The organism is Mesorhizobium sp. B2-3-6, from assembly GCF_006442305.1.
GTDB lineage: Bacteria > Pseudomonadota > Alphaproteobacteria > Rhizobiales > Rhizobiaceae > Mesorhizobium.
This window is the reverse complement of sequence record NZ_VFVW01000001.1, coordinates 88,164-111,513: the sequence shown is the minus strand read 5'-3', so window position 1 is coordinate 111,513 and position 23,350 is coordinate 88,164. Positions and strand designations below refer to the sequence as shown.

Below are 23,350 nucleotides of genomic sequence, written 5' to 3'. Positions count from 1 at the left end.
GGATCGGGCGAGGATTCCTTGCTCTGTGAGCGCTCCCACTTTCCACATTGTGTTCAACGAATGCTCCGGATCATGGGTCGCCCACAGCTTTCCTCCCTGGCTTTCAGCCTCCTGGTACTCGTTAATTGTGCATTGCTGCAAAGCAGGGCCTGGGCACAGCTACCCTGCCCCGCCGACCACGCCAAGCTCCTGGCTGCCCTCAAGGCAAACGTCAAAGCAAGCGGAGGCCCCGCCAATGGCGGCTTCGAGACCAATGAATGGGCGGCGATCGTTACGCGTGACGGGACAGTTTGCGCCGTTGCTTTCAGCGGCCCCACCAGCGATGCGCAGTGGCCCGGCAGCCGGCTGATCGCAGCCGAAAAGGCCAGCACGGCCAACGGGCTCAGCGTTGCCCAGATGGCTCTCTCGACGGCGAATCTATATGCTTCTGTTCAGCCGGGTGGCCCCTTGTTCGGCTTGCAGCTTACCAATCCTGTCAACCAGGCAGCCGCTTATGCCGGCGACAGCAAGAACTTTGGGAGTGCGAGCGATCCGCTGATTGGCAAGCCGATCGGCGGCGTCGTGGCATTTGGCGGCGGCCTTGCTCTCTACGACGGCAAAACGATTGTCGGCGGGCTTGGCATCAGCGGCGACTCCTCCTGCGCCGATCACAATGTCGCTTGGCGCCTGCGTGCGGCCCTGGGCCTGGACAAGGTTCCGGCGGGCGTCAACCCCAACGCCAAGGACGCCATCGTCTACGATCTCGATCCTGGCGGAAAGAGCGCCTCCGGCTGGGGTCATCCGTTGTGCGCGGGAACCGAGGCGGACGTCGCGGCCGAACTCGGCGCCGGAGTGGGAGGTTCGATCCGCAAATGAGGGGATCTCTGAAAGTGGCGGGGAAATACGCATCTGCGACACCAGACGGCCGAGGAGCGGAAAGGGGCCGCGGTTTCGACTTTAGGCCGTTGAAGTGGCTGGTGCTGGCCGCAGGCTGCTCATTGCTGAACGCCGCGGCCGCGCAGTCCGCGGTGACACCTGCCATCACACCGCCCGCCGCGGCCGCGCCACCTGATGACGGCCAATGGACAATGCCGGCTAAGAATTATGCCTCGACGCGCTACAGCGAACTGGCGGACATTAACGAGGACAATGTCAAGAACCTTCAAGTTGCCTTCACTTTTTCGACCGGAGTGAACAAGGGTCAGGAAGCGGCGCCACTCGTCGTCGGCAACACGATGTATATCGTGACACCTTTTCCAAACATCGTCTACGCGCTCGATCTTTCCAAACCGGGCGCGCCGATGAAATGGAAGTACGAGCCAAATCCTGAGCCTGCCGCGCAGGGCGTTGCCTGCTGCGACGTGGTCAACCGCGGTGCGGTCTTCGCCGACGGGCGCCTCTTCTTCAACACGCTGGATGGTCACACGATCGCGCTGGATGCCGCCACTGGCCAACCGGTCTGGAACGCGCATGTCGGCAACATCAATATCGGCGAGACCATAACCATGGCGCCGCTTGTGGTGAAGGGCAAAGTGCTGGTCGGCAATTCCGGCGGCGAGATGGGTGTGCGCGGCTGGGTCAAGGCGCTGGACGCGGGCGACGGACATGTCGTCTGGACGGCTTACGGCACCGGACCGGACAAGGACGTGCTGATCGGGCCGGATTTCAAGCCGCATTACGACATGGACAAGGGCAAGGACCTTGGCGTGACCACATGGCCGCCGGAAGCCTGGAAGATCGGCGGCGGCAACATGTGGGGCTGGATCTCTTACGATCCGGACCTCAACTTGATCTATCACGGGACCGGCAATCCAGGGCCGTGGAATCCGGACCTTCGGCCCGGCGACAACAAATGGACCTCCGGGATTTTCGCGCGCGATCCCGATACCGGAGCCGCGAAATGGTTCTACCAATGGAGCCCGCACGACCTGCACGACTACGACGGCATCAACGAGCAGATCCTGCTCGATATGAATTGGCAGGGTAAGCCGCGCAAAGTGCTCGTCCGCCCGGAGCGCAACGGCTATCTCTACATTCTGGATCGGACCACCGGGGAAGTCCTGTCAGCGACACCCTATGGGGTCGTCAATTCCAGCAAGGGCGTCGATCTGAAAACCGGGCGCCTGATCGAAAACCCGGACAAGAAAACCGGCACCGGCAGGGTGATCCGGGATATCTGCCCGACAGCATCCGGGCTCAAGGATTGGCAGCCATCTGCGTTCTCGCCGAAGACAGGACTGCTCTACATCCCACACAACAATCTGTGCATGGACGAAGAAGGCCTCGAGGTGAACTACATCGCCGGCACCCCCTATGTCGGCATGAATGTGCGCATGATCCCGGGCCCGGGTGGCAACCGCGGTGCCTTCACCGCCTGGGACATCGCGGCCGCAAAGCCGGCTTGGAACCTTAAAGAGAATTTTCCGGTGTGGAGTGGCGCGGTCGCCACCGCCGGCAACGTCGTGTTCTACGGCACAATGGAGGGCTGGTTCAAAGCTGTGAGCGCAAGGACAGGGGAATTGCTTTGGCAGTTCAAGACCTCGTCCGGGATCATCGGCCAGCCGGTCACCTATCGCGGCCCCGACGGGCACCAATACGTCGCGATCCTGTCGGGCGTCGGCGGTTGGGCCGGCGCGATCGTATCGGGCGACCTCGACCCGCGCGACGCTACCGCCGCGCTCGGCTTCGTCAATGCGATGAAAGACCTGAAGAACGCGACCACGGCGGGAGGCACGCTCTATGTGTTCCGGCTCCCCTGATGCTTTCGAGTTGAAGGCAGTTCGAAGACGCGAGGCGAACGGGCGTCTTGTGGTCGCGGTGGTAGCGTTTGCCTCGCTGCTCTTCGCGGTTGCCGCCGACGCACGTGAACTCAAGGTATGTGCCGACCCTAACAACATGCCGTTTTCAAACGCCGCTGGACAGGGCTTCGAAAACAAGATTGCCCAGATCATCGCCAAAGAGCTGGATGCAAGACTTTCCTATACCTGGTGGGCCCAACGCCGCGGTTTCGTTCGCAACACGCTCAAGGCAGGCCTGTGCGATCTCATACCTGGCACTCCCGCCAATCTCGAAATTCTCCGCGCCACCGCTCCCTATTACCGCTCGACCTATGTCTTCGTGACGCGGCGGGACAGTCCCGAGATCACGTCTTTCAACGATCCACGCCTGCGCACTCTGCGCATCGGCGTGCAGCTCATCGGCGATGACGGGGCCAACTCCCCACCGGCCCAGGCACTCGGCCGCCGCGGCATTGTCGGTCATCTCGTCGGCTATCCAGTCTATGGCGACTATTCGGCTCCCAACCCGCCCGCGCGCATTGTCGAGGCGGTGGCCAGCGGCGAGATCGATGTTGCCGTCGTCTGGGGCCCGCTCGCTGGTTATTTCATCGCCAAGCAGAAGACACCGCTGCGCATCACGCCCGTGACACCTCGAATCGACGGGCCTCAATTGCCAATGGTCTACGACATCTCCATGGGCGTCCGACGCGGGGACGACGCGCTGCGCGACGAAGTGGATGCAGCCCTTGCCAAGCACAAGGCTGAGATCGACGCGACCCTGGCCCGATACGGTGTGCCGCGCCTTGATACCGGCGGGAGCGCGGACCGATGAGGCGGAACCTCACCGTGCTCTTGTCGGCGATGCTGGCCCTTGCCGCTTGCCAGCGGGAAGAGCGCGACACACGTCCGCAATCGGCCCTTGGGTCCGGCCAACAGCCAACGCCGGTGACTGCGCTGGAGCCAGGCGGCCAAAGGCCGCTCCCGAGCGACAACAAGGCGGCCAGCTTCGAGGCCAACGCCTTTCATCTCAGCGAGGGCAAGCGCCTGTTCAGCTGGTTCAATTGCTCGGGGTGCCATGCCAATGGCGGCGGCGGCATGGGACCGGCGCTGATGGATGAGAAGTGGGTTTACGGCGGCTCGATCGAGAGTATCCACGCAACGATCCGGGACGGGCGGCCTAACGGCATGCCTAGCTTCCGAAACAAGATACCCGATGATCAGATTTGGGAGCTTGCAGCCTTCGTACGTTCGCTGAGCGGCAACGCCCCCTCCTCCGCCGCACCGCAGCGTAACGACGACATGATGGTCCATCCGTCGGAAAATCGCCTCCCCGATGCCGCGACGCTGGGGAAATCGCCGTGAAACGATTTTTTCCCAAAGCGTGTTGCGCAGCCGCTCTCCTGGCGCTTTCAGGTTGCTGCGGCTGGCAGTCCGCTCTCGATCCGAAAGGCCCGGCCGCGGGCGAGCTAGCCTGGCTGATCTGGTTTTTCACTGCCCTGTGCGCGGCCGTGTGGATGCTGGTGATGGTCGTGCTGGTCGCTACCCTGTTCCAGCGAGTTCGAACAGGAAAAGATCCGCTCGTGCTCGACCTCGCCTCCGAACATCGCAAAATGCGCGTGGTCTTGACCGCGGTTGGGGTGACTGCGGCGATTCTAGTTGGGCTGACCCTGTTGAGCTTTTTCGCCAACAGGACGCTTGCCGGGATCGGCTCGGACGAGGCGCTGACGGTCCGCGTGACCGGCCACCAATGGTGGTGGGAAGTGCGCTACGAGAATGCTCAGCCAAGCCGCATCCTGACGACGGCGAACGAGATCCATATTCCGGCCGGCGAGCCGGTTCGGCTTCTTTTGACTTCAACAGACGTAATCCACTCCTTCTGGGTGCCGAGCCTTGCCGGCAAGCTCGACCTCATCCCCGGACATATGAATGTGCTGGACATCAGGGCTGACAAGCCAGGCGTCTATCGTGGTCAATGTGCTGAGTTCTGCGGCGCGCAGCACGCCAACATGGGCACCTTCATCATTGCCGAGCCGCGGCCGCAGTTCGATGCCTGGCTGGACGACCAGTTGCGGCCTGCCGCCGCTCCGACCAATGCCGAAGCCAAGGCCGGCGCGGATCTTTTCCTCCAGCGGCCCTGCGTGATGTGCCACAGGATCGGCGGCACACCCGCAGGCGGCACGGTAGCGCCCGATCTTACCCATATAGCCAGCCGGCAAACTCTCGCAGCCGGAACGCTGACGATGAGCCGCGGCAATCTCGCCGCTTGGATCACCGACCCGCAAGGCATCAAGCCCGGCTCCCACATGCCTGTAACGGCTCTCAATGGCGACGAGCTCAATGCCATCATTGCCTACCTCGAGGGGCTGAAATGACCAGCGCCGACCTGACGAGCGGACGTGACCTGCGGGCGGAGGCGCAAGCAAAGGGAGATCTCGCTCCCGAGCATGACGGACCGCGCGATACCGGCATGGAGCAAGCCGATCTCCAGCGGTGGCTGGAGCGCACCTGGCGTACGCCCCCGGGCATCATCGGCGCGCTGTCGAGCGTCGACCACAAGGTGATCGCCAGGCGCTATCTGATCACTGCCTTTGTCTTTCTGTGTCTGGGCGGGCTCAACGCAGTGGCTATGCGTGTTCAGCTCTCGGGACCACAGCGTGGGCTGATCGGGCCGGACCTCTACAACCAGCTGTTTACCATGCACGGCGTCACGATGATGTTCCTGTTCGCGGTACCGATCGTGCAGGCGACCGGCATTTATCTCGTGCCGCTGATGGTCGGCACCCGCAACATCGCGTTTCCGCGGCTGAATGCGTTCAGTTATTGGGTCTATGTTTCGGGCGGCCTGTTCGCCTGGGTGTCTTTCGCTCTCAACATGGCGCCGGACGTCGGCTGGTTCGCCTATGTGCCGCTGTCCGGTCCCGAATTCGCCCCTGGCAAGCGCGCCGACGTCTGGGCGCAGATGATTACCTATACCGAGGTGTCTTCACTGGCTGTGGCAGTGGCGACGATCGTCACGATCTTGAAGCAGCGTGCTCCCGGCATGTCGCTGGACAAGATCCCGCTATACGTCTGGGCGATGCTGGTCACCTCCTTTGTCATCGTCTTCGCAATGCCGGCGGTGATGATCACCTCGACATTCCTGATCCTCGACAGGCTGGTCGGCACACACATCTTCAACCCGGCCGAAGGCGGTGATGCCTTGCTGTTCCAGCATCTGTTCTGGTTCTTCGGTCACCCCGAGGTCTACATCATCTTCCTGCCGGCGACCGGCATGGTCTCCTCGATCATCCCGGCTTTCGCCCGGCGACCGGTGTTCGGCCATCTCGGCATGGTTCTGTCGTTGATCGCGGTCGGCTTCCTGTCCTTCGGCCTGTGGGTCCACCATATGTTCGCGACAGGCCTGCCCAAGCTCGGCGCCAGCTTCTTCACCGCTTCCAGCATGATGATCGCTATTCCCAACGGCGTACAGATCTTCTGCTGGCTGGCAACGATGTGGGACGGCAGACCGGTGATCCGCACGCCAATGTTGTTCGTGTTCGGCTTCTTCTTCATCTTCGTCATCGGCGGTCTCACCGGCGTCATGCTGGCCTCCGTACCGCTGGATCTGCAGGTGCACGACACCTACTTCGTCGTCGCGCATTTCCACTATGTGCTGATCGGCGGATCGGTATTCCCGCTGCTGGGTGCGGCCTATTTCTGGTTTCCTAAAGTCACCGGCCGAATGATGAGCGAGCGCCTGGGCCGCTTGCATTTCTGGCTGGCCTTCATTGGCTTCAACGCCGCCTTTTTCCCGATGCACATCGTGGGGCTGTGGGGCATGCCGCGACGGGTCTACACCTATCCGGCCGAGCTTGGCTGGGGGAACATCAACCTGTTCATAACAGCAGGCGCGGTGGTCTTCTTCCTGAGTTTCGTCCTGTTCACCTTCAATCTTGTGCATGGCGCGTTGAAAGGCGCAGCGGCAGGCAACAATCCCTGGGAGGCCGGCACCCTGGAATGGGCAACGCCCTCGCCGCCGCCGAGCTATAATTTCGCGCGCATTCCGGTCGTCACCAACGCGGAGCCACTCTGGGCCGAGCGCGACGCTCTTCCCGTAGCGACCGGGCTTCGCGTCGACGCGCGCGAGCTGCTGGTCTCGACAGTCGCTGAAGCCCATCCCGACATTCGCGAGAAATCGGCGACACCGTCGATCTGGCCGCTCTTTGCAGCGTTCGCCGTAGGCGGCACGTTTCTCTATTCGATCTTCACCCCCTGGGCCATCGTGTGGGGCGCCCTGCCAATCGCCGTCACCTTGATCGGCTGGTTCTGGCCAAAAGGTGATCCGGAGGACGAGGAATGAACGAGCGTCCCGTCACAGATGTTTCCGGTCTCCCCACCTTTGGGCATGGTCCGCGCAGCCCGACCTGGTGGGGCACGCTCGCTTTCATGGCTCTGGAGGGCACCGGCTTTGCGCTCGCCGCAGCCGCCTATCTCTACTTGGCGGTCTCTTGGCCTGAATGGCCGTTGAGTGCACCGCAGCCGAACCATTGGCCAGGAACGATCGTCACGCTGCTGCTGATCGCCAGCCTGGTGCCGAACCACATCCTCGATCGCTATGCCAAGCAATGCGCCATCGTGCCGGTGCGGATCGGACTGGTTGTCATGTCGCTGCTCGGCCTCGCCCCGCTCCTTGTGCGCTGGTTCGAGTTTCCGGCCTTGAACGTTTACTGGGATACGAACGCCTACGGCTCGATGCTTTGGGTGCTGCTCGGGCTCCACACCACGCATCTGATAACAGATGTCGGCGATACGATCGTGCTGACGGTGCTGATGTTCACGCGCCATGGCTATAGCGGGCGACGCTTCGGCGACGTCGGCGACAATGTTTTCTATTGGGATTTCGTGGTCGCAACCTGGCTTCCGATCTATCTGCTGATCTACTGGGTACCGAGGCTCGGCTGACATGCGCGCGGTCCGGTTGGGAACTTCCTGGGGTGGGCTTTTGTCGGGCCCGTTGGCTTGGGCGGTCTCGACGCAACTGAACTACTCGCTGGTTCCCTGGCAATGCAATCACCAGGTGCCGGTCGTGCTTCCCTTAGCGTTGCTGCTCGCCTTGTTCTCGCTTCTGGGCGGTGCTCTGTCCTGGCAGGCAAAGCGGCAAGGCGGCGCTGCTTTCAAAGCAGAACGCACGCGCGGTACCGAGCATTTCGTCGCCGATCTCGGCATGCTGGCGGCTCTCCTGTTTGCACTGGTCATCATCATGCAGGGAAGCGCCGCACTTATCCTGGACGAGTGTCTGCGATGAACCTGGCCACGCTCTTCTCCACCTCGATCTGCTATGGCTCCGGCGCGCCCGAGGCCGGATGGACACTTGCGCTTCCCATCACGGCCCCGCTGACGGCCGTCGCGCTCATCTACATGGCCGGTGCGATGCGGCTGTGGCGCCGCAGCACTCGCGGCCGTCCGCTACGGATGCGTCAGGCGCTGCTGTTTGCCGCCGGCTGGAGCGTACTGACGGCAGCGTTGGTCAGTCCGATCCATGCTCTCGGCGAGCGGCTGTTTGTCGCGCACATGATCGAGCACGAGTTGCTGGTGGCAGTGGCGGCGCCGCTGCTGGTCATCGCCTGCCCCGCCCCTGCTCTGCTGTGGGCATTTCCCGTAACGTTTCGGCGTGCCCTGGGTATGGTTGGGCATGGCAAATCGCTGCGAGCGCTCTGGACCTTTGCGAGCCGGCCTGTCACCGCAACGATTGTTCACGGGATCGCGATATGGGTGTGGCACATTCCGGTCCTGTTTGAGGCAGCGCTCGAGCATGGCGTGCTGCACTATGCCCAACATGCGAGCTTCCTCGGCACAGGCCTGCTCTTCTGGTGGGCGTTGCTGCCGCGCCCAAGCCAACAGCAGACCTATGGAAATGCCGTGATGCATCTTTTCTTCACCTCCCTGCACACCGGCCTGCTCGGCGTCCTGCTTCTTCTATCGCCGAAGCTCTGGTACCCGGAGAATGCTGCCGGGGCGGCAGTGTGGAATTTAAGCCCGATCGAGGACCAGCAGCTTGCCGGGCTCGTTATGTGGGTCCCGGCCGGCCTTATCTATGGCGGGGCAGCGCTATTGCTGGCCGGCCTCTGGATAACGACGAGCGGAACCAGGAAGGTCGCGCATGCGCCCTGGCCCATCTAAATTGATCATCGCCGTGTGCATTCTGCTGGTCGTCGCGGGCGGCGCGCTCGCATTGTGGGCCGACCGAGCCCGTCGGGTGCAGCAAGAGGCGGATGCCGCTACCGGCGGCGTCGGTGCACGTGCGATACCGATCATGCTGGCGAATGGCTGCGCCGGCTGCCACACCATCACCGGTGTACCCGGTGCGGTAGGCCACGTCGGCCCACGCCTGGACGCCAGTCTATCTGACAGGATCTATGTTGGCGGTGTGCTGGCTAACAATCCGGAGAACATGATCCGCTGGATACGGTCAGCAAGGGACATTAATCCGCACACCGCCATGCCATCCACCGGCATCACCGAGCAGCAAGCGCGTGACATCGCCGCCTATCTCTATGCTTTGAGATAGACCGCCGCTTCGGCGGGACCACGGGCTGCGCCCAGGACCATAGCCGACGACGGGGAACAAAGCTGCCCGATCACGGTTTGGACAGCAGCCGGCGCAGTACAAATTCAAGTCCGCCGTGCTGCTGGGCCATAAGCCCCAGCCAAGAGCCCGCTTCCCCCTCCCTCAAGAGCGGGCTCTTTCCTTGTGGATCGGATGCGGAGCGATCAGGGGCGAGGACTGAGGCGACATGAAGCAACTTCTGTCAGATCTCGCCGCAATGGCCGAACCCGGCTTCTGGATCGCCTTGGGGCTTTTAGCCCTGCCTTACTCCGTGGGAGTAATCTTCCTGATCAAGACATGCCACTGCCTCTGATCGCCCAGCCGTCCGGTCGTACGGGCTTTATTACCTGCCAGCGCAAGATGTGAGTGACCATCACGAACTGGGATCGTCGCCAAGGCCATCCGCGCCGCTCGAACACCCATAAGGTTGCCGACCATGCGTTGGAGGAAGCATGCATTGCCGCGGGAGGAGCCTCCCGCACTTGTATGTCGCCTTCGGTGGCCCTGAACGATGCACAGAAGCGCGCGTTCACAGCATCGAACTGGCCGGTTGAACATACCGCGACGTTGGTCGAAGGAACCGGATTGCGGCGAGCACATTTCTCCCCTTTTTCGGTCACATTTTATCGGGCGGATCCCACTCACACCGATGCGGCAACCATCGAGTCTGAGGACACACTGGACAAATCGTTCTGTTGCTGGCGGCGAAACCAGTCCAGGGTGAGGCGCACACCCTCTTCAAGAGGTATTTGACAGGCCCAGCCGGGGATGATCCTCCGCGCTAGAGTTAAGTCCGGACAGCGGTTCGTCGGATCTTGGGGGATCGGATCAACATGCACGATTTTGGTGCCTGGCACCAAGCCCGCGACGTAACGGGCAACATCGACAACGGAAATCTCGCGATCGTTTCCGATGTTCAGGGGACCAATATAACCATGCTCCTCCCCCCAGAAGAATTGTTCTAGGCCGTCCACGATATCGCTGACGTATCCCCAACTCCGCGACTGCAAGCCGTCGCCAAAAACGACTATAGGTTTGCCGAACAGCGCATTCGTGATGAAATTTGATACTGCACGTCCATCGTCAGGTCGTGTCCTAGGTCCGTAGACGTTGAACAATCTTGCAACTCGAATGTCGAGCCCGCTCAATCGGTTACTCTCAAAAAGCAGGGCCTCGGCGCAACGCTTACCTTCGTCATACGATGAACGCGGCCCCGTGCAATCAACGGAGCCCCTGTAAGTTTCCGGTTGCGGCGTTACCAGCGGATCGCCGTAAACCTCAGACGTGGACGTGAAACAGAAACGGCCCCCGGCGCGAAGAAGGGTCAGAAGCCGCATAGTTCCTATTACGTTGGCCGAGATGGTTCGTACCGGATCTTGCATATACCAGGGAGGCGAAGCAGGCGAGGCGAGATGATAGATCTCGTCAAAAAGGCTCCCCTGCTGAAAATCTTCAACAGCCACATCTACCACGACCAAGCGAGGGTCGGCGATATGATCCAGATTGGCACGCGTACCAGTCCAGAAATTGTCAACAGCAACAATTCGATTGATTTCTTGCCTTAACAACAGTCGATCAACCAAGTGGGATCCGATGAACCCGGCTGCTCCCGCGACAAGAACACTTTTCATTTCCGACCCAAAGCTTTGCAGCTTGCTCAGGAGCTATGAACGCTGACTCGTCAAGCCGTCTGAATTGCCAATGAGATGTCACTCCCTCCACGCAATGATGGTTCGCGCAACGCGCATCGCCCGAACAACCCAAATCCGCGCAAATAGTACCACCCCATTGGACAATGGCACATCTTAAGGACCCTGTCACCAGCGGTGCAGTGCATACACTACACTGTAAAAACGAAAGATTTCTGTAGCCTGACTATCTTCGATGGGCATAACATCACCACAAGTTCAATAGGGAAATGTATCCTCGACAACCCAGCACAGGTGGGAGAATAGCGGTAGAAACTCAGACGGCCCGGGCAGGTGTTCGTTCGCATCCGGATCGAACGTAAAGTCCGTGTGCGAGAAATGCCCTCCGTCTGGTTGGACTTATCGAACAACGGGGATATGCGGCGCGATCTCGCGCCTCCGGAGGATCTGGTCGAGCATTGAGGGCGGCTGCTATGCGCTCTCGAATGGTGAGGCTCGTGAACGGCAGGCACCATCAAAAGTGCTGATTGCACTGCGCGGAAATGTAAGCCTCAATGGGGCTGTCAAGGGAGGCGGACGCCATCATCGTGTCGGACCAGACAGGCGCGCAATCAGCTGTCGTGACAATCATCGATCCGTCCCGCAAGCGAGGACTGTTCGAACCTTCCGAGCTTTGGCGATATCGGGAAGTTGTGTTCTTCCTGGCCTGGCGTGATTTCAAGGTCAAATACCGGCAGACTTATCTGGGCATCCTTTGGGCAATGCTGCAGCCGCTCGTTGCTATGTCGGTCTTCAGCATCTTCTTCGGCAAGCTCGCAGGCATTTCGTCCAACGGCGCGCCATACCCGCTATTTGTTCTGTGTGGGCTTGTGCCATGGAGTTTTTTTTCGCGAGCCGTCGCCAGCATGACGGGCAGCCTCGTCAGAAACCAGGAGCTGGTGAAACGCGTCTATTTCCCGCGTCTGATCATTCCCATCTCCACGATGGCCTCATGCCTGACCGATATGCTCGTCGGCTTCGCTCTTTTGTTCGCCGCCATGCTGGCATTCGGAAGCTGGCCGGCACCACAAGCAGTCTTCTTGCCGCTGTTCGTGCTCGTAATGGCTGCGTCAGCGACTGGAGTGGGCGTGGCATTGTCGGCGATCAACGTTCGCTTTCGCGATGTGGGCTATCTGTTGCCGTTCAGCCTTCAGATACTTCTGTTCATGACCCCGATCGTGTATCCAGCCAATCTCGTCCCTCAATTGTGGCGGCCGCTCTATGGTCTGAACCCAATGGTTGGGACAGTCGAAGCCATCCGCTGGAGCGTGCTGGGCACGCCTGCGGACTGGCTCATGATCTCGATATCAACGCTCTCCTCGCTAGCCCTTCTCGTTGCCGGACTGACTATCTTCTCAAAATCCGAACGCGCGTTTCCGGACCTGATCTGAGTGATGACCGACATCGTGATCCAGGCTGCCAATCTCTCCAAGGCGTATAGACTTGGTGTGGCGAACAACAGCTTCCCCACGCTGCGAGACGCGCTCGCCAGCAAAAGGCGGGGTCTTCGCGGGGAGGCCGATACAAGCCACCGCAAAGGTGCGGACGAGCCGTTCTGGGCGTTGAAAAACGCCTCCTTCGAGGTGCACGCAGGCGAAGTCCTTGCCGTGATCGGTCCCAACGGTGCAGGAAAGAGCACCATTCTCAAGATACTGGCGAAGATCGTGGAGCCGACTTCCGGCCGCGCGACGATACATGGACGGCTGGGAGCTTTGCTGGAGGTCGGCACGGGGTTCCATGCCGAACTGACCGGCCGTGAGAACATTTATCTCAACGGGGCCATACTCGGCATGCGGCGCATCGAGATCAATTCCAAGCTTGACGAGATCGTGGATTTCTCCGGGGTCGAGCCGTTTCTCGATACGCCTGTCAAACGATACTCAAGCGGCATGTACTTGCGTCTGGCCTTCGCGATTGCCGCCCACGTCAATCCCGACATTCTGGTGGTCGATGAGGTCTTGGCCGTCGGCGATGCCACGTTCCAGAAGAAATGCATCGCCAAGGCAGCGAGCATCGCCGGGACAGGCCGCACCGTGCTGATCGTCAGTCACCAGATGCCGGTTCTGCAGCGACTTTGCACCCGCGCAATCCTTATCGACGGCGGGACGATCCAGGCGGACGGTCCGACTCAGGACGTGGTCCGGGATTATCTCCAGACGCTTGAGGCCCGCGCAGGAACCGATCTGAGTGTGCGATCCACGCGCACCGGGCGCGGCCGCCTCCGTGTGGTCGGCATCGAAGTTTTCAATGAAATGGGTCCCGTCGCGTCCGGGCAGCCGGCAACTTTTCGGCTTCAGGTTGATGGGCCGCGCGAAACATTGCAGTGCCTTGTGACTATCATTGATGATCTGGGGGATCCTGTGACCTCCTTTGATAGCCGGGAGCATTCCCTGCATGACCGTCACGGCGAAGTCTACACGGTACATGTGGACAGCCTTATGCTGAGACCAGGGCGCTACAGGATTGACGTAGCGCTGGTGGCGGACGACAGGGTGGTCGAAGACCATGTCGAGACGGCCGCTGTGTTCGATGTCATGCCCGGTTTGCTCGACGATCGACCGGTCAGCGCCCAGCCTGGCTTTGGCAATGTCAGCTTCCCGCATCGATGGGTGGTCAGGAAGTGACGCCTGTTTTCACCTGGCCACGTGCGCAAGCTGTCGCCAAACCCTGCGCCGCTGCTTTGCTGTCCACATCATGATCTTCAGGGCAAGCCGTTCGGCTTTGCTTCCGATCGTTGCAGGCGTGACATAGGGCGCGCGTGCCAGCCGCAGCGCCAATTGGAGGCGGAAATCCCGCGTTCCACTTTCCATCATATGCTCCGCGATCCAGTCCAGAAAAGCGGCGCGGGCGGGGTGTTTCCCCATCCGATCGTAGAGCCCTCGCTGAGTGGCAATCGCCGAGGCCGAACAGGAATGCTGCCGGTAACGTGCGAGAGTTACAGGAGTGATAAAGGCTGGGAATCGCAGGAATAGCTTCGCCCACAGAGCCTGGTCTTCATAGAGCTCAAAGTGCTCCTCAAAGCCACCAACCGTGCTAATCGCGCTTCTCCGCAAGAGCACGGAACAGGTGCACGGCACGTGGCCGTCCTGCATCAGCAGCAGCCGACCCAAAAGCCGGGGAGGCTGATGTAAGCGTGCGGCAAGTCCATCCGTCGGCTCGACCCAGTCGGAGCGCGCTCCATCCGGGTACCACCATTTGGTCGGCCCGAAAATCATTGCGGCATCCGGGTTGGCATCGGCTGCCGCCAGGACCGTCTGCAGCATATGCGGCTCGTACAAATCATCTGCATCCAGGAAGGCAAGCAAATCGCCGCAGCTGGCCGCTATTCCGGCGTTTCTCGCTGCCGCGGCGCCACGCTTGGATCCGGGAGGCCTGCGCAGCACCTTAATTCGAGGATCGATTGCCGCGGCATCATTGGCGATCCTGATACTGTCGTCCGTCGAATTGTCGTCAACCAGCAAGAGCTCCCAATCTGCAATCGTCTGGGCCCGGACGCTGGCGATCGCTTCACCCAGATTTGACGCCGCATTGAGGAAGGGGGTTATGATCGTCACCCGCGGCACGGAAGTCATCGCTGCAGCCGTCTTACGATGCTTCGCTTGCTCGTCTTCCAGGTTTCGCGCGCGAGCACTTTCCAGATTGCGGAACGAATGCGGAAGGAGGCGCCCTGATCCGCCATCACCCCATTCAGCCATCTCAGAAACGTGATACGCGCGGCTTCGTCAGCGCCTGCCCTGGCAGAAGCGGCAGAGCAGCTTTCGACGTGCTGGCGGTATCTCGCCCAGGTCTGGCCGGACACGTAGACGGGCGCGAATGCGAGCGCCTTCGCAAAGAAGGTCTGGTCTTCGAACATCAGGCGGAAGCTGTTCTCGAATCCCCCGAGCGTTGCCAACAAACTTGAACGCATCAGGGCGTTGCAAGTTGTCGGCGTCTGGGCTTGGTTCTGCAGCAGCAGTTCCAGCAGCACGGGCGGATCGTATCGGGCGTTCGGTTCGACTCCGAGCGGGTAATAGTAGTCCGCACGACCAGCAAGCTTTGCCCAGCTATGCCAGATCAACGTCCGGCCGTAGATTAGACCGAGCGCCGGATCGTTTTCCATGATGGAGACTTGTTCGGACAGCTTTTCGGGCAGCCATGTATCGTCTGCATCGAGAAACGCGACATAGGCGCCCCGCGCCTCGGCCAGCCCGCGGTTGCGCGACGCGCTGATACCATGATTGCCCTTGTCGGGATGGGAGAGTAGTCGCACCTTGCCTGGCAAGCGCTGCGCATAGTCGCGCACGATGACAGATGACCGGTCCGTCGAGCCATCGTCGACGACGAGGAGTTCCCAGTCGGTGAAGCTTTGACCTACAACGCTGTCAATAGCTTCTCGGAGATATTTCTCGCCGTTGAACACGACGATGATTCCCGTGACGCGCGGTTCTCGGCATGCATGGTCAGCCATGGCAAAGGACCGCGCGCCGGAACTCTATCTCACCCCAATCAGCGACCGTGACCCGCGGCAGTCGGAAAGGGTCGACCCTGAGCCCAGCTTCACGCGGCAGGGTGGTTACTGCATAGTCCATGCCAGCAGATCTTACCGCTTCGGCGGTGCTGTCGTCGAAGTCTCCGAAGGGGTATGCGAATCCCGCCACCCTCCGCCCTGTAATCTCTTCGCATTGTTGACGGCTAGCAGAGATCTCGCGTTCAAGACTGTCCCGTTTCAGCAACGGCAGGGATGGATGCGTGCAGGTGTGGGCACCGATCGAAACGCCATCGGTGTCGGCGAGATGCCGCAGCTCCGAATGAGTCATGGCGCGGTCACGCCTTCGGGGGCTGGCGTCGGTTCCTGCCCATCTTGCCAGCTGCTGCAGCGCCCTCCTCCGTTCGTGTACTCTCAACGGCTTCAGCAGTGCGTGCAAGCCGAAATGGAGCGCCGTGCGGCTGATGACGAGATTCGATTTCGCGCGCGTGGCGTCCTCCGTCACGAGCCAATCATAGTTTCGGCCTGCGATCTGGATCGCGAGCCTCTCCGGGAGAGCAGGCGTTTCCAAAGTGATGCGCGACAGAATATCCCACCAGAACACTGAGGGGTCGCTGAGCGCGTGGGTAGTGACGAAGACGGTCACAGGAGCGTTCATGCGTAGCATGACCGGCACGGCATTTTGCACGACATCCGCATAACCGTCGTCAAAGGTAACTGCCGCGGCATTTCTCGCTGGCTTTCCGTCCCGAAGCCGTTGTGCCAGCCATTGCAGGGGAACAATATCGCGCGCCTTTGTCAGGATTTCGATTTGGCGTGCGAAATTTTGTGGCGAGACCGAGAGTTCCCAAGGATCGACGCGTGGTTCTCCGACGCGATGATACATCAGCACGAGCGGCCGGTTGTAACCGGCAAGCAATCGGCCCCGTCGCAGGAGCTTGCTAAGAGCTTGACGCACTGTCACGCCGCTCGTCGCCTGAAAGCGCGCGCGGCGACAATCACCGGGCAACATGGGTCATGCACATCGAGCATTGCCGAATTCAGCTCATGCTCCGCCAAGCCATAGAGAAACCCGGTAGCCGAATAGGCGTTTCCATAGTGGCGGACTTCGACATTCTCCACCCCGAATCTGTCTGAGAGAAGCCGGCCCAGCGCCGCCGGGGTTATCGACCAGAACCAGCTCTCGCCCCATTCTCCTCGGTCAATCGGGCTTACCCAAGGGACCGTGACCAGAAGCACGCCTCCCGGTTTCAGCATCCGCCATAGGGTTGCAACCGCGACAGGCATGTTGAAAAGGAGGTGCAGGGTCTGGGTGAGCACGATGCAGTCAAATGTCTCGAGCGGCAGGTCGTCGCCGTTGGCCAGATCGCCAACGAAGGTCGTCAGCGGGTGGCCTTCATATCGGTTTAGAACGTCGCTCCTGGCAACTCGACTGCCTCCGAAGCGGGTCGTATAGGCGTTGTCCCCGATCTCCAGAACCCTGCCGGATATGTTCAGCGAACATGATGCGAGGAAAGTCTCGACATAGCGGCGGTCCACTGGCTTGCCGCGATCAAAACCGAAATTTGTACTGAAGGGCAGCGGGCGGCTGAGGTCACCGAACCGGACGCCCGATCGGCGCCGACTTGACCAGCCCTTGAAACGCTGCCGCAGCATCATGGTGGTCTGCAATGGCGCTGCGAGCGAAACGGCAATGGTGTTCAGGAGCTGACCGCCGAGCGAAGAACGGGATCGAACCGCTGTACTAAGCTGTCCCAGTTGCATGTGCGCATAATAGCGTTTCCAATTTTCGACGCCCTGATGGTAGGCGGCCGTCCAGTCTGGATTGGTCCGCGCAAGATTCCTCTGCCGGCCAAGGACTTTGAGCGCCGCGCGCAACATCATCGGATTGCTGTTGGACATATTCGTTGCGTGCCTGCGGTAATCTGCGAGACACTCCGGGGTGCATGCGGCCTTGTTTGCCCGAGACAGGCGAAGGTAGACGTCGTAATCCTCGCAAGCCCGCAGGGATCGGTCAAATCCGCCAGCAGCCTCCAATGTGCTACGCCGATAGAGCACTGTCGCATGCATTCCAATCAGGTTGCCGGTCAAGAATCCGGCATACGGGTCCTCTCCCACCGGCCTCAGCGGAACTGAATTCCTGACTGCGCCGGCCTCATCGATGTAGCAATAGGCTCCATAGACAAAGGCGCAATCCGGACTGTCATGGAACAAAGCAAGATTGGTAGCGAGCGCCGTCGGGCGCAGCCTGTCATCGGCATCCAGGAACGCGATGAATTCGCCACGTGCTGCCTTCATTCCCGTATTGCGGGCAGCGGCTAAACCCTGGTTTTCTTGGCGGATGTAGTGGACGTCGACATACCGGCGAACAACATTTTCGGGATTGTCCAACGAACCATCGTCCACAACGATGATCTCATCGGGCCGCACGCTCTGGTTCCGGACACTGTCGATCGCTTCCGCGAGAAATCGAGCATGGTTATAGGTCGTAATGACAACCGAGACACAGGCTGCGGCGGGTCTGACGGTCATCTTTCGCCCACTTGGCTCTGCGCAGTCGGGTAGCCGGCAAAGGTTAGCCATGCGACTGAGCGCCGACATGCCTCCTCGAAGCCGACCACCGGCTGGTATCCGAGCTCGCGCTCGGCCTTAGCCGACGGGAGTTTCACCCGACACCGGTGCAACAGCGCACGTTCTTCAGATACCTTGATCTTTGGAGCCATAGGCGGCCTCTGATCGAGCCCTGATTTCCGCCACTCGGCATAGCCTACCTTTAGTCCGCTACGAACGGGTCTCGGGAGGCTTCGGACAAGCCGCCGGTAAAGGTCGCCATCTCTCAGCCATTGTGTCCAGTTCGGCGCGAATGACAATGGCGCGGAAACCGAAATCGCAGCCAGGTCGAAGCCCAATGCCTCGGCTATCGGGCGGCAAAGATCTGCCCAACTTATCCTTTCGCGGTCCCCGACCAGATAAGTTCGCCCAGCCGCCTCGGGCACTTCGATGGCAAGCTTGATCGCATGAACGACATTGTCGACATAAGCGCTGTTGCAGATGCCATGGCCGCCATCCACCAGATAGGCAGAGCCGTCGAGGAGATCGTTGGCGAAGCCCCCCGTCCAGCTGGAGCGCGGGCCAAAGACAATTCCGGGCCGCAGCACCACCACCTGGACTGCACCGTCCCGTGACAATTCCCCGAGACGACGTTCAGCACGAACCTTGGCATTGTTGTACTCGACCGTCTGGCCGTCGTGCAGCGCGCTCGTTTCGTCCGTTCCGGGCAGCGGCGATTGGCCATGAACGGATGCGCTACTGAGGTAGACCAGGCGAACGACGCCCGCAGCGGCGGCGGCAAGATAGACAGGCTCGACGGCATCGACGATCGTGCGACTATCACCGGCAACTGCATGAACAACGGACTGACAGCCAAGAAGGGCCGCAGTAAGAGCCGGAACGTCATGCGCGTCCGCCACCCTTCCATCGATCGCAAAGCGGGACAGGCTGGCGAAAGCACTCGGCCTGCGAACGATCGGCCTCACCTCAGCCCAGCCGGAAAGATGCAGCAACTCCACTGTCCGGCAACCTATGAAGCCGTTGGCGCCAAGCACGGCAACAGTGCCGGTCATTGTCTGGTCTCGGCGGAAGCAATGACGTGGCGAAAGTCTTCTGCTCCGAGCCAAGGCATGTCCAGCCGTTTCCGTCTGGCATAGCATTCCTCGATTCGCTTGAGCACGTTGCGCCCCGCTGTGGCTGACCCGGAAAGGAGGGTTCCATTTCGGACCGTGTCGACCAAGTCCGAAATCTGATCGCAGAACGCGTCGACGAAATCGCGCGACCGGTCGTCGGTGTTGGTGAAGGAGGCGGTGGCTGCCGTGCGGCATCCTTTCAAGGCGATCTCTACAAGCTCCGTCTCATTGACTGCCCAAGAAATCGAGCCACGTTCGCCCTCAAGACGGTAAAGGTTCGGACGAGCCCAATCACGGCTCAGCCGGACCGTTGCCTCGAAGCCGCCAAAACCTAACCGGACAAGGCAGTTCGCCTCGACGCCGCCCATTGCGTCATCGGCGTAGTGGATTTCATGGGGCTCTCCGAACCACCAGGTCAGGAGGTCAAGGCAATGCGTGCCTATGTCCTGAAGCACGCCACCGCCGGATTCCGCGGGGCTGAAATAGCTCGTCGAAGCGACAGGCCACTGGAAAGGGCCACCCTCAAAACAACAGACACCTTGAATTTTTCCGATCAATCCGCCCTCGACCATGGCCTTTATCGATCGGGTGGCAGGGAACTGCCTTCTGACGAGGCCTGTTGCCACATGTAGATTGTTGGCTGCCGCTACCGCCAGGATAAGGTCTGCGTCGGAGCTGCTCGTGGCCATCGGCTTCTCGCACAGAACATGCATGCCGGCCCGCAACGCCTGCATCGACTGATCAAGATGGTATCGAGGCGGGGAAGCGATGATCGCCACATCGGCGCCCACAGCCAGAAGGCCGTCGAAACTGGCTGCAACCTTCGCTCCGGGCAGCCGCGCCTGTACGACCGCGGCGGATTTCGCTTCGGGATCAAAGATGGCTGCGACTGCGATCTGGCCTCTGCCTTGAAGGCGCGACAGCGCTTCCGCATAGTAGAGCTTCGTGACGGCGCCACATCCGGCCAAAACGAGACGGACAGGCTCACCTTGCCGCAGCCGTGCCGGCTGCCGTTGCACAGTTTCAATTTGGGCGGACAATCTCGCCTCCCTGCTTCGCAACGAGCCACAGCATACGTCCAATTGTCTTGAGCGACGGATCGAGGTGGAAGGCTTCACTCATTTGCGCGAGGCATCCAGCCCAATCACCAGAGCTAAGCAGCCGCCGTCCGGTTTCGAGAGCGCTTTGCGAATAAGTCCGCCGAGCCGATGCGGCGACATCGTCCGCGAGTTCGCTTGGAAGATAGCTCTTGAAAATATCAATCGCCATTCGCGTGTAGGCCATGTCCGCGGCATTCCGGATATGGCGCCCTGTGTTCGATTGCGGGTGCATCCGATAAAGCGCAAGGGCTTGCGGTTCGTACCAGACAGGAAAACGAGAAGCGATGCGTATCCACATCTCCCAGTCTTCGCTGCATTTCAGCCGCCGGTCGAAGCCGCCGAGTTCTTCGTAGACCGCGCGTCGGACCGCGATGGACGGCGTCATGATGCGCTGTTCGAGCGCCAATCGGATCACCGCATTCTCAAGCCTTCCGGAGACTGACTGCATTGCAGGTTCGATCGACAACTCCTGTCCGTGGGCGTCCATGAAGACCGTCCGGCAGAACGCCGCTCCTACTCTCGGATCCGCATCGAAACCCCGACCGAGCAATTCGTAAAATTCTGGTCGGACGGCATCGTCGCCGTGCAGGAGATGGACAAGTTCCCCCTGGGCTCGGCTCAGACAGGTATGGAAGTTGCCGATGTGGCCGAGGTTTTGCGGCTGGCGGAAAAAGCCGACACGCCTTCCCCCGATTTCGTTCACGACTTTTTGCGGATCGTCGGACGAACAATCGTCAACCACTTCGATCTGCATATGAGCCGGGTCAGGGGCTTGCGCGAGCACGCTTTGCAGCGTTGAGGCAAGAAAGCGGGCGCTATTATAGACGGGGATCATCACCGACCACTTCGGACGAACAGCCGCCTGTGGCAATGACGGGACCGGATCGCGATTCTCGAAGTTGCGGAAAGCCGTCATCTCCCGAGCACCGAGGATTTCAGCAGGAGCAGTGCCAACCGCGCGATATCGCGTTTCGGCACGTTGTTTCCGCCAGTGCCGCTTCGCAGCAATCGTAGGAAGCACGATCTGGCCGACGGCAAGTCACCTCCGTTCAGATACTGCTTCGACCATTCGTAAAAGTAGCGGGAACAGCCGCCACGGGCAAACTGTGCCCCACGGGCATCCATGACATTCGCCATTCGCCGGTAGAATCCCTCGATCGCATCAAGCCTGAGCGGGCTTGGCAGCGCCGATACAAGCCCACCCGGGTGCAGACGATAGATACCTGCCACCTCGTCGACAAAGGCGAGGTCTGCTGTCTTTGCGCAATGCACATACAGCGGCCAATCAGTAATCGGAAAGAAATCTGCATACCAAGACGGTACATCCCGAACGCACGCGGTTCGCATCATACCGCCGCAAGTGGCGAAGGGATTGCCTTCCCAAATTTCCCTTTGTGTGATTAAGGGCTTCTGATCCCGTGGCGTCCACCGCCGCGACGTGATCTCGTCGCCGTGCGCCACGAGCGCATTGTAAAATATGGCCGAGAGCTCAGGATGCGCGTCAAGATGGGCCACCTGATCTCGCAGCTTGGTCTTGGATGTCCACAGGTCGTCGCCATCAAGGATCGAGACATAGCGCCCGCGCGCAACCCGGAGTCCTCTCGCAACGACCTCGTTGGATCTCAAATTGCTGCCAGAATAGATCGCCGATAGTCTTTCGGGATAATCGGATACATACCGCTCCACGATCTCCCGGGTACCGTCCGTCGAAAAATCTTCGCTGATCAGGATCTCGACACCGGATTCCGTATCTTGCATGAGAACGCTGTCGATCGCTGCCGCTACGTAGCGAGCGTGATTGTAGGTGACAATGAGCACGGTCACACTGACCGTCGGTTCATTCACTGTCCGCTCAAAAGTGCATTCTGCCCTCTGAGCCAAATTGCGGCCCGACGACATCTGCTCTTCCGACAGCAGCAGCTTCTTCATTCCAAGCCTCTAAGGAGAAACGGGCTGTCTGAGCCGCTGCCCTCTTGGGGCATTGCAAAGGTTCCTCGTTCGGGATGCTGCGCCAAATAGCCTCCGCAGGGTCCAAGTTTGCTGTCCATTGCAGCCAGATTGTTGAGCAAGGCACGGTAATCGGTATTCTCGCCGCGATCGAAAAGCTCATCGACAGCGTAGTCCCAGAACGGTTTCCCGATCCCCGAGCTGCGGCCTTCGCGTTCCAGTTTGGTTCCTTGTTTCGCCTTGCGCCGGAAAATGGCAAGCGTCGCACCGACGACTTTCGCGAACTGCGAGGGCGATCGCCAGAGCACTCTGGCGAAGTTCATGCCGACGGCAGCAAAGCGGCGCCTTTTAAGCCCGAGCCTGGCGATCTCGACATCGTTACGGAACATCACATCCGATAGGATCGGGCTCACCATCTCGCTGCAGCGAGCAAAGAGGCTCTCGAGCACCATCCGACGCGAGATGAGCATTCGGACGAAATCTTGCGACATGGCTCCTGGCGTTCGGCGGTATCCGACCAAGTGCTCCTTGACGACATCGAATCGGTATTTCGAGGCGATACTCAATTGGAGGAAGAAGTCCTCACAACCCTCCGCACCGTTTTCGCGCAGTCGCGAGGAATAGCCACCCATTTCGAGTAAGACATCGCGCCGGAACATTGCCGAACTTCCGTGACCGATAAAGTTCTGTCCGAGATGCTGCATGAATACCCATCCGTGCGGGTGCATGCGCTTAGGCGTAATGATCGCCTTATCATCGGCATCAATCGTCCGGTAAAGCGTATAGACAAGCCCAACATCATTGCCTGCTGCAGCGAAAACACGCAGCTGCTTTTCGAGTTTGGTTGGGTGCCAGAGATCGTCGGCGTCTATAGGTGCTATATAGATGCCCTTGCTTGCACGTATCCCCGTATTCCGCGCCGACGCGACGCCACTGTTCTTCTGTTGGAGCAGCTTGATACGCGGGTCGTCATTGGATAGTCGGCGGACGATTGATGCAGTTTCATCAGTCGAACCGTCATCAACGACTATTATTTCGATGTTTCTGTAGGTCTGGTTTATCACCGACGCCAAGGTGCGTTCGATAAATTGTTCTGCGTTGTAGGCAGGGATAATGACAGCCACG

Annotated in this window: 23 protein-coding genes; 13 read left to right on the top strand and 10 right to left on the bottom strand. The window is 60.2% G+C overall.

Going from position 1 to position 23,350, the window contains the following annotated elements:
* The first annotated feature begins 132 nt into the window (after positions 1-132).
* From FJ953_RS00505 to FJ953_RS31060, 11 genes are all read left to right on the top strand, one after another.
* A complete protein-coding gene (locus tag FJ953_RS00505) occupies positions 133-855 on the top strand; it encodes a heme-binding protein (RefSeq protein WP_224656130.1) in 723 nt (240 codons plus the stop codon).
* A 122-nt stretch (positions 856-977) separates the two neighbouring features.
* The gene (locus FJ953_RS00500) at positions 978-2,738 is read left to right on the top strand and encodes a methanol/ethanol family PQQ-dependent dehydrogenase (protein ID WP_263493954.1); all 1,761 of its coding nucleotides are present in this window, start codon (positions 978-980) and stop codon (positions 2,736-2,738) included.
* The gene (locus FJ953_RS00495; RefSeq protein ID WP_140622725.1) at positions 2,719-3,588 is read left to right on the top strand and encodes a substrate-binding domain-containing protein; all 870 of its coding nucleotides are present in this window, start codon (positions 2,719-2,721) and stop codon (positions 3,586-3,588) included. The genes FJ953_RS00500 and FJ953_RS00495 overlap by 20 nt, the downstream gene beginning before the upstream one ends.
* On the top strand, positions 3,585-4,118 hold the full coding sequence (locus tag FJ953_RS00490; RefSeq protein WP_140565677.1) for a c-type cytochrome: 534 nt from the start codon (positions 3,585-3,587) through the stop codon (positions 4,116-4,118). Before FJ953_RS00495 ends, FJ953_RS00490 begins: the two co-directional genes overlap by 4 nt.
* A complete protein-coding gene (coxB, locus tag FJ953_RS00485) occupies positions 4,115-5,128 on the top strand; it encodes a cytochrome c oxidase subunit II (RefSeq protein ID WP_140622723.1) in 1,014 nt (337 codons plus the stop codon). Before FJ953_RS00490 ends, coxB begins: the two co-directional genes overlap by 4 nt.
* On the top strand, positions 5,125-7,095 hold the full coding sequence (ctaD, locus tag FJ953_RS00480) for a cytochrome c oxidase subunit I (RefSeq protein WP_140565683.1): 1,971 nt from the start codon (positions 5,125-5,127) through the stop codon (positions 7,093-7,095). The genes coxB and ctaD overlap by 4 nt, the downstream gene beginning before the upstream one ends.
* A complete protein-coding gene (locus FJ953_RS00475; RefSeq protein WP_140500655.1) occupies positions 7,092-7,697 on the top strand; it encodes a cytochrome c oxidase subunit 3 in 606 nt (201 codons plus the stop codon). The genes ctaD and FJ953_RS00475 overlap by 4 nt, the downstream gene beginning before the upstream one ends.
* 1 nt (position 7,698) lies before the next feature.
* Positions 7,699-8,040 (top strand): hypothetical protein, encoded by a 342-nt coding sequence (locus tag FJ953_RS00470; RefSeq protein WP_140500656.1) that lies wholly within the window; start codon positions 7,699-7,701, stop codon positions 8,038-8,040.
* Positions 8,037-8,915, top strand: a complete 879-nt coding sequence (locus tag FJ953_RS00465) for a cytochrome c oxidase assembly protein (RefSeq protein ID WP_140622721.1) — start codon at positions 8,037-8,039, stop codon at positions 8,913-8,915. Before FJ953_RS00470 ends, FJ953_RS00465 begins: the two co-directional genes overlap by 4 nt.
* Before the next feature lies 1 nt (position 8,916).
* On the top strand, positions 8,917-9,303 hold the full coding sequence (locus FJ953_RS00460; RefSeq protein WP_224618831.1) for a c-type cytochrome: 387 nt from the start codon (positions 8,917-8,919) through the stop codon (positions 9,301-9,303).
* Between the two features lie 226 nt (positions 9,304-9,529).
* The gene (locus FJ953_RS31060) at positions 9,530-9,655 is read left to right on the top strand and encodes a hypothetical protein (protein WP_263486168.1); all 126 of its coding nucleotides are present in this window, start codon (positions 9,530-9,532) and stop codon (positions 9,653-9,655) included.
* Positions 9,656-9,983: 328 nt separating this feature from the next.
* Here the strand turns inward: FJ953_RS31060 and FJ953_RS00455 are convergent, their stop codons facing one another.
* The gene (locus FJ953_RS00455) at positions 9,984-10,973 is read right to left on the bottom strand and encodes an NAD-dependent epimerase/dehydratase family protein (protein ID WP_140622719.1); all 990 of its coding nucleotides are present in this window, start codon (positions 10,971-10,973) and stop codon (positions 9,984-9,986) included.
* 605 nt (positions 10,974-11,578) lie between these two features.
* Between FJ953_RS00455 and FJ953_RS00450 the strand changes: the two genes are divergently transcribed.
* Positions 11,579-12,421 (top strand): ABC transporter permease, encoded by an 843-nt coding sequence (locus tag FJ953_RS00450; protein WP_181167680.1) that lies wholly within the window; start codon positions 11,579-11,581, stop codon positions 12,419-12,421.
* Between the two features lie 3 nt (positions 12,422-12,424).
* Positions 12,425-13,654 (top strand): ABC transporter ATP-binding protein, encoded by a 1,230-nt coding sequence (locus FJ953_RS00445; RefSeq protein ID WP_140622717.1) that lies wholly within the window; start codon positions 12,425-12,427, stop codon positions 13,652-13,654.
* 9 nt (positions 13,655-13,663) lie between these two features.
* Here FJ953_RS00445 and FJ953_RS00440 read toward each other — a convergent pair whose 3' ends face one another.
* From FJ953_RS00440 to FJ953_RS00400, 9 genes are read right to left on the bottom strand one after another with little or no spacing between them, the layout of a single operon-like run.
* A complete protein-coding gene (locus FJ953_RS00440; protein ID WP_181165252.1) occupies positions 13,664-14,602 on the bottom strand; it encodes a glycosyltransferase in 939 nt (312 codons plus the stop codon).
* Positions 14,599-15,477, bottom strand: a complete 879-nt coding sequence (locus FJ953_RS00435) for a glycosyltransferase (protein WP_140622712.1) — start codon at positions 15,475-15,477, stop codon at positions 14,599-14,601. The genes FJ953_RS00440 and FJ953_RS00435 overlap by 4 nt, the downstream gene beginning before the upstream one ends.
* Entirely contained in the window at positions 15,470-16,414 is a 945-nt protein-coding gene (locus tag FJ953_RS00430; protein ID WP_181165251.1) for a polysaccharide deacetylase family protein, read from the bottom strand. Before FJ953_RS00430 ends, FJ953_RS00435 begins: the two co-directional genes overlap by 8 nt.
* Before the next feature lie 41 nt (positions 16,415-16,455).
* Positions 16,456-18,027 (bottom strand): glycosyltransferase, encoded by a 1,572-nt coding sequence (locus FJ953_RS00425; RefSeq protein ID WP_140517474.1) that lies wholly within the window; start codon positions 18,025-18,027, stop codon positions 16,456-16,458.
* Entirely contained in the window at positions 18,024-19,118 is a 1,095-nt protein-coding gene (locus FJ953_RS00420; RefSeq protein WP_181167683.1) for an NAD-dependent epimerase/dehydratase family protein, read from the bottom strand. The genes FJ953_RS00425 and FJ953_RS00420 overlap by 4 nt, the downstream gene beginning before the upstream one ends.
* On the bottom strand, positions 19,115-20,218 hold the full coding sequence (locus FJ953_RS00415; protein WP_181174992.1) for a Gfo/Idh/MocA family oxidoreductase: 1,104 nt from the start codon (positions 20,216-20,218) through the stop codon (positions 19,115-19,117). The genes FJ953_RS00420 and FJ953_RS00415 overlap by 4 nt, the downstream gene beginning before the upstream one ends.
* Positions 20,202-21,194 (bottom strand): glycosyltransferase, encoded by a 993-nt coding sequence (locus FJ953_RS00410; RefSeq protein ID WP_140622708.1) that lies wholly within the window; start codon positions 21,192-21,194, stop codon positions 20,202-20,204. Before FJ953_RS00410 ends, FJ953_RS00415 begins: the two co-directional genes overlap by 17 nt.
* Positions 21,191-22,207, bottom strand: coding sequence for a glycosyltransferase (locus FJ953_RS00405; protein ID WP_140517478.1), 1,017 nt, complete (start codon positions 22,205-22,207; stop codon positions 21,191-21,193). Before FJ953_RS00405 ends, FJ953_RS00410 begins: the two co-directional genes overlap by 4 nt.
* Positions 22,204-23,349: a glycosyltransferase family A protein gene (locus FJ953_RS00400; RefSeq protein ID WP_181165248.1), complete on the bottom strand. Its 1,146-nt coding sequence runs from the start codon at positions 23,347-23,349 to the stop codon at positions 22,204-22,206. Before FJ953_RS00400 ends, FJ953_RS00405 begins: the two co-directional genes overlap by 4 nt.
* Position 23,350: the final 1 nt, after the last annotated feature.

Bases quoted from the DNA above. Each gene is read 5' to 3' on its own strand.
- FJ953_RS00495 (WP_140622725.1), top strand. From the start codon at position 2,719: ATGTGTTCCGGCTCCCCTGATGCTTTCGAGTTGAAGGCAGTTCGAAGA.
- FJ953_RS00490 (WP_140565677.1), top strand. From the start codon at position 3,585: ATGAGGCGGAACCTCACCGTGCTCTTGTCGGCGATGCTGGCCCTTGCC.
- ctaD (WP_140565683.1), top strand. From the start codon at position 5,125: ATGACCAGCGCCGACCTGACGAGCGGACGTGACCTGCGGGCGGAGGCG.
- FJ953_RS00475 (WP_140500655.1), top strand. From the start codon at position 7,092: ATGAACGAGCGTCCCGTCACAGATGTTTCCGGTCTCCCCACCTTTGGG.
- FJ953_RS00470 (WP_140500656.1), top strand. From the start codon at position 7,699: ATGCGCGCGGTCCGGTTGGGAACTTCCTGGGGTGGGCTTTTGTCGGGC.
- FJ953_RS00465 (WP_140622721.1), top strand. From the start codon at position 8,037: ATGAACCTGGCCACGCTCTTCTCCACCTCGATCTGCTATGGCTCCGGC.
- FJ953_RS31060 (WP_263486168.1), top strand. From the start codon at position 9,530: ATGAAGCAACTTCTGTCAGATCTCGCCGCAATGGCCGAACCCGGCTTC.
- FJ953_RS00455 (WP_140622719.1), bottom strand. From the start codon at position 10,973: ATGAAAAGTGTTCTTGTCGCGGGAGCAGCCGGGTTCATCGGATCCCAC.
- FJ953_RS00445 (WP_140622717.1), top strand. From the start codon at position 12,425: ATGACCGACATCGTGATCCAGGCTGCCAATCTCTCCAAGGCGTATAGA.
- FJ953_RS00440 (WP_181165252.1), bottom strand. From the start codon at position 14,602: ATGACTTCCGTGCCGCGGGTGACGATCATAACCCCCTTCCTCAATGCG.
- FJ953_RS00435 (WP_140622712.1), bottom strand. From the start codon at position 15,477: ATGGCTGACCATGCATGCCGAGAACCGCGCGTCACGGGAATCATCGTC.
- FJ953_RS00425 (WP_140517474.1), bottom strand. From the start codon at position 18,027: ATGACCGTCAGACCCGCCGCAGCCTGTGTCTCGGTTGTCATTACGACC.
- FJ953_RS00420 (WP_181167683.1), bottom strand. From the start codon at position 19,118: ATGACCGGCACTGTTGCCGTGCTTGGCGCCAACGGCTTCATAGGTTGC.
- FJ953_RS00410 (WP_140622708.1), bottom strand. From the start codon at position 21,194: ATGACGGCTTTCCGCAACTTCGAGAATCGCGATCCGGTCCCGTCATTG.
- FJ953_RS00405 (WP_140517478.1), bottom strand. From the start codon at position 22,207: ATGAAGAAGCTGCTGCTGTCGGAAGAGCAGATGTCGTCGGGCCGCAAT.